Origin of the sequence: uncultured Marinobacter sp., from assembly GCF_963974375.1 — a bacterium.
Taxonomy (GTDB): Bacteria; Pseudomonadota; Gammaproteobacteria; order Pseudomonadales; family Oleiphilaceae; genus Marinobacter.
In genome coordinates this window covers 1-3219 of the sequence record NZ_CAXBDN010000362.1, presented here as the reverse complement: position 1 = coordinate 3219, position 3219 = coordinate 1, and the positions used below count along the sequence as shown (strand labels likewise).

Below are 3219 nucleotides of genomic sequence, written 5' to 3'. Positions count from 1 at the left end.
GGCGCTGACCCAGCGGGAATCCGACGATGTCTTGCTGCCATGATGAGGCGCCAGCACAACCCTGAACCGGTCAGCCGGGCCGGGATTGTCTGCCAGCCATTCCCTCTCAACAGTGCGGGAAATATCCCCCGGCAACAAGACTTCAGTGTCCCCATAGCCAAGGCTGATGACACAGGACCGGTCATTGCCATCGGCTTCGGTACGACTGCTCTGCCACAGCTCAACCCTGACCTCGCCAACCTGAAAAGACTGGCCCGACTGACAGTCTTCCAGCACACGGCCCTGAAGGTCCGGCACCAGAGCAAGCAATCGTTGCCGCTCGCCGGTCATCAGCCGGCGTGGAGCGTAGGCCTCCAGAAATGCCGACAGCCCCCCGGCATGATCCCGGTCGCCATGACTGACGATCAGGTAATCGACCCGATGGATGCCGACTGCCTGATGGGAGGGCAGCAACACCGAGCTGACCGCACTGAATCCGGACGGCGATTCCGGCCCGGTATCATAGACCAGCACGTCACCCTGATGTGCCAGGGTCACTGCAAGCCCCTGGCCCACGTCCCAGAACCAGAGTTCCGGCTCTTCCCGCCAGACATTGGCAGGCTCACTCAACCGACCGGCTCCGACCAGCAGCGCCACCGCCATAACAGCAACCGCTGTGTACCTGAAGCGCTGGTCCGGAAACCAAAGGATCAGTAGCAGAATCAGCGAACAGCCCAGTATCACCGGAAAAGCCACCGTCAACTCAGGCCATGACAGCTCAGCCAGCCACACCAGAGGCTGCCACAACCCGGCAAGACTGACGTCGAGAACCGGCCCCACCAGGACCTCACTACCCGGCAAGAACAGCAGCAGGGCGCCGGCCATCAGCAGCGGCATCACCACCAGACTCAGCCAGGGAATTGCGAACAGGTTCGCCGGCAGGCCCGCCAGCGACGCCGGCTGCCCCAGCAAGGCCAGAACCGGCCAGAGCCCCGCAAACACTGCTCCCTGTGCCAGCAGCAGGGCAGCAACGGGATGAACCGCTGCAATGCGGCGGGAAAACAGCCACACCAGTACGGCAACAGCTCCGAATGACAACCAGAAACCCTGGTCCAGCGGTGAGAAAGGATCCAGCAACAGGACCAGCCCGGCCGCTATCAACAATCCCTGCCAGGGGCTGAATGTTCTCGCTGTCAGCAGCATCCAGCTCATCGCCGCCACCATGATCAGTGCCCGTCGGGTGGGCACGGTGAATCCGGCAAGCAGGGCATAGATCAACGAGACCACCATCACCACCATGAACACCAGCTGCTTTTGTCGCAACGGCGGCCAGCGGCGGAACCGCGGCAGCAGCAGACACTGGCGCATCATGAAACCTGCAGTAACCGCCACCATGCCCAGATGCAATCCCGATATGGCCACCAGGTGGATGGTTCCGGTTGCGTTGAGCACCTCCCAGTGTTTTTGTTCCAGGCCACCGCGGTAACCCAGCATCAGCGACAGGGCAAGCTCACCCCTGTTCATACCCTCAAGCCTGAGCTCGATAGCGCGCACCGTCCGCTGCCGGCTCTGGTGGTAGCGGCACAGCAACCCGCATTCCGCAGCAGGCGCTGGCGACAACTCCCTGACAGTGCCGGTGGCCCGGTAGCCCTTGCGAAACAGCCAGGTTTCGTAGCGAAAGCCACCCGGGTTGACCGCACCATGGGGTCGTTTGAGCACCACCGTGGCGGTCAGTGGTGAGGGCACGGCCAGGGTATTGTCATCACCGTACCAGCTCAGACGAATCCGGCGCGGCATTCCGCTTGCACTGGCAGTGTCGGCCATGGCGGGACCGAGCTGCCAGCCGGTCACACACAGACTGAACCGGACACTGGCAAAAGCGCCGGGAGCCGGCACGTCACAGAGATAGCCCGAAACCTGAACGGGCTGGCCTTCAAGTTCAGTCGGCAGCGCCTGCTTGAGACGCAGCGCAGAAGCCCCGCTGGCCAGCACCAGCCCGGCCAGCAGGGCAGTCAGCCAGGGTCGTCGGAAGCCCGCCACTGCGGATAATGAAATCAACGTCATGATGGCTACAAAAAACACCACCTCTGGCGCCAGCCAACCGGAGTAAAGTATGATGACGCCGCACGCAAAGGCAGCAATCCGTGCTCCCATAGCCATTGTCCCAGCCTGAATTCTTGCATCCCTGCCGGACCAGGTCCCGGGAGGCCCTGTTAGCCTGATTGTGCCGCGATCGTCAAGACCAAAACACTTCCGGGGTACCGGCGATCCGGTGCTCCATTGTTCAGCAGGCAGCTTTCCGATATGCCTAAGAAGTTTTTGAAGCGCTATATCCCGACACCAGAGAAGGTGCACTCAATCGAGTCGCTGCGCTTTCTCGGGGATATCCTTCATGAACCAAACCTTTGGCACATCACCCGCCACAGCGTGTCACGGGCATTTCTGGTCGGCGTCTTCATGGCCTTCATCCCGATGCCAATGCAGATGCTTGTGGCCGCATTTGCCGCCCTGATTATCAATGCCAATCTGCCACTTTCGGTGGCCCTGGTGTGGATCAGCAATCCGTTCACCATGCCACCGCTGTTCTATTTCAATTACAAGGTCGGCGCCTGGCTGCTGGATCGTCCGGTAATCACCTTCGAGTTCCAGCTGTCCTGGTCCTGGCTCGGTGAACGTATTGTCGAAATCGGTATACCGCTTTATGTAGGATCGCTCGTGGTTGCAACCATACTGGCCTGCTTTTCCTATTTGCTGATCCAGTACCTTTGGCGACGCAAGGTCCGTGTCGACTGGCAGGCCCGTCGCAGCCTGCGACGCAAAGACGGGACCTGAGCCAGCCTTACTGTCCGGTCTCGTGCAAGCGGCCCTGCTCCAGCTTAAGCACTCGGCCAAGAGAGGTGGCCATGGACATATCGTGAGTCACCACCACGAAGGCGATTCCCAGGCGATCCCGCAGGTCCTCGATCAACATCTGCACTCCACGGGCGGTCTGCTCATCGAGGTTGCCGGTGGGCTCGTCCATCAGCACACACTTCGGTTCGTTGACCAGCGCACGGGCAATCGCAACCCGCTGGCGTTCGCCACCGGACAGCTCTGAGGGCTTGTGAGCCAGGCGTTCCCTGAGCCCCACCTGGTCCAGCATGGCATCGGCCCGCCGGCCGGCTTCGCTGACCGAGACGCCGCCCAGCACGCAGGCCATCATCACGTTTTCCCGGGCTGAAAACTCCGGCAGCAGATGAT

The 3219-nt window shown here is 61.3% G+C and carries 3 protein-coding genes; 1 reads left to right on the top strand and 2 read right to left on the bottom strand.

The features are described from left to right. Positions 1 to 2139, bottom strand: a 2139-nt coding sequence (locus tag AAC035_RS20045) for a DNA internalization-related competence protein ComEC/Rec2 (RefSeq protein WP_339806883.1), incomplete at its 3' end; no start/stop codon positions are given. A 144-nt stretch (positions 2140 to 2283) separates the two neighbouring features. Here AAC035_RS20045 and AAC035_RS20040 point away from each other — a divergent pair. After that, positions 2284 to 2811 carry a DUF2062 domain-containing protein gene (locus tag AAC035_RS20040; RefSeq protein ID WP_339806882.1) on the top strand — a complete coding sequence of 176 codons (528 nt, stop codon included), beginning with the start codon at positions 2284 to 2286 and terminating at the stop codon, positions 2809 to 2811. Between the two features lie 7 nt (positions 2812 to 2818). Here AAC035_RS20040 and AAC035_RS20035 read toward each other — a convergent pair. Continuing rightward, positions 2819 to 3219 (bottom strand): ATP-binding cassette domain-containing protein (locus AAC035_RS20035; protein ID WP_339806881.1); only part of this gene is annotated, 401 nt, incomplete at its 5' end.

Coding starts and splice junctions, on each gene's coding strand:
- AAC035_RS20040 (WP_339806882.1), top strand. CDS start 2,284: ATGCCTAAGAAGTTTTTGAAGCGCTATATCCCGACACCAGAGAAGGTG.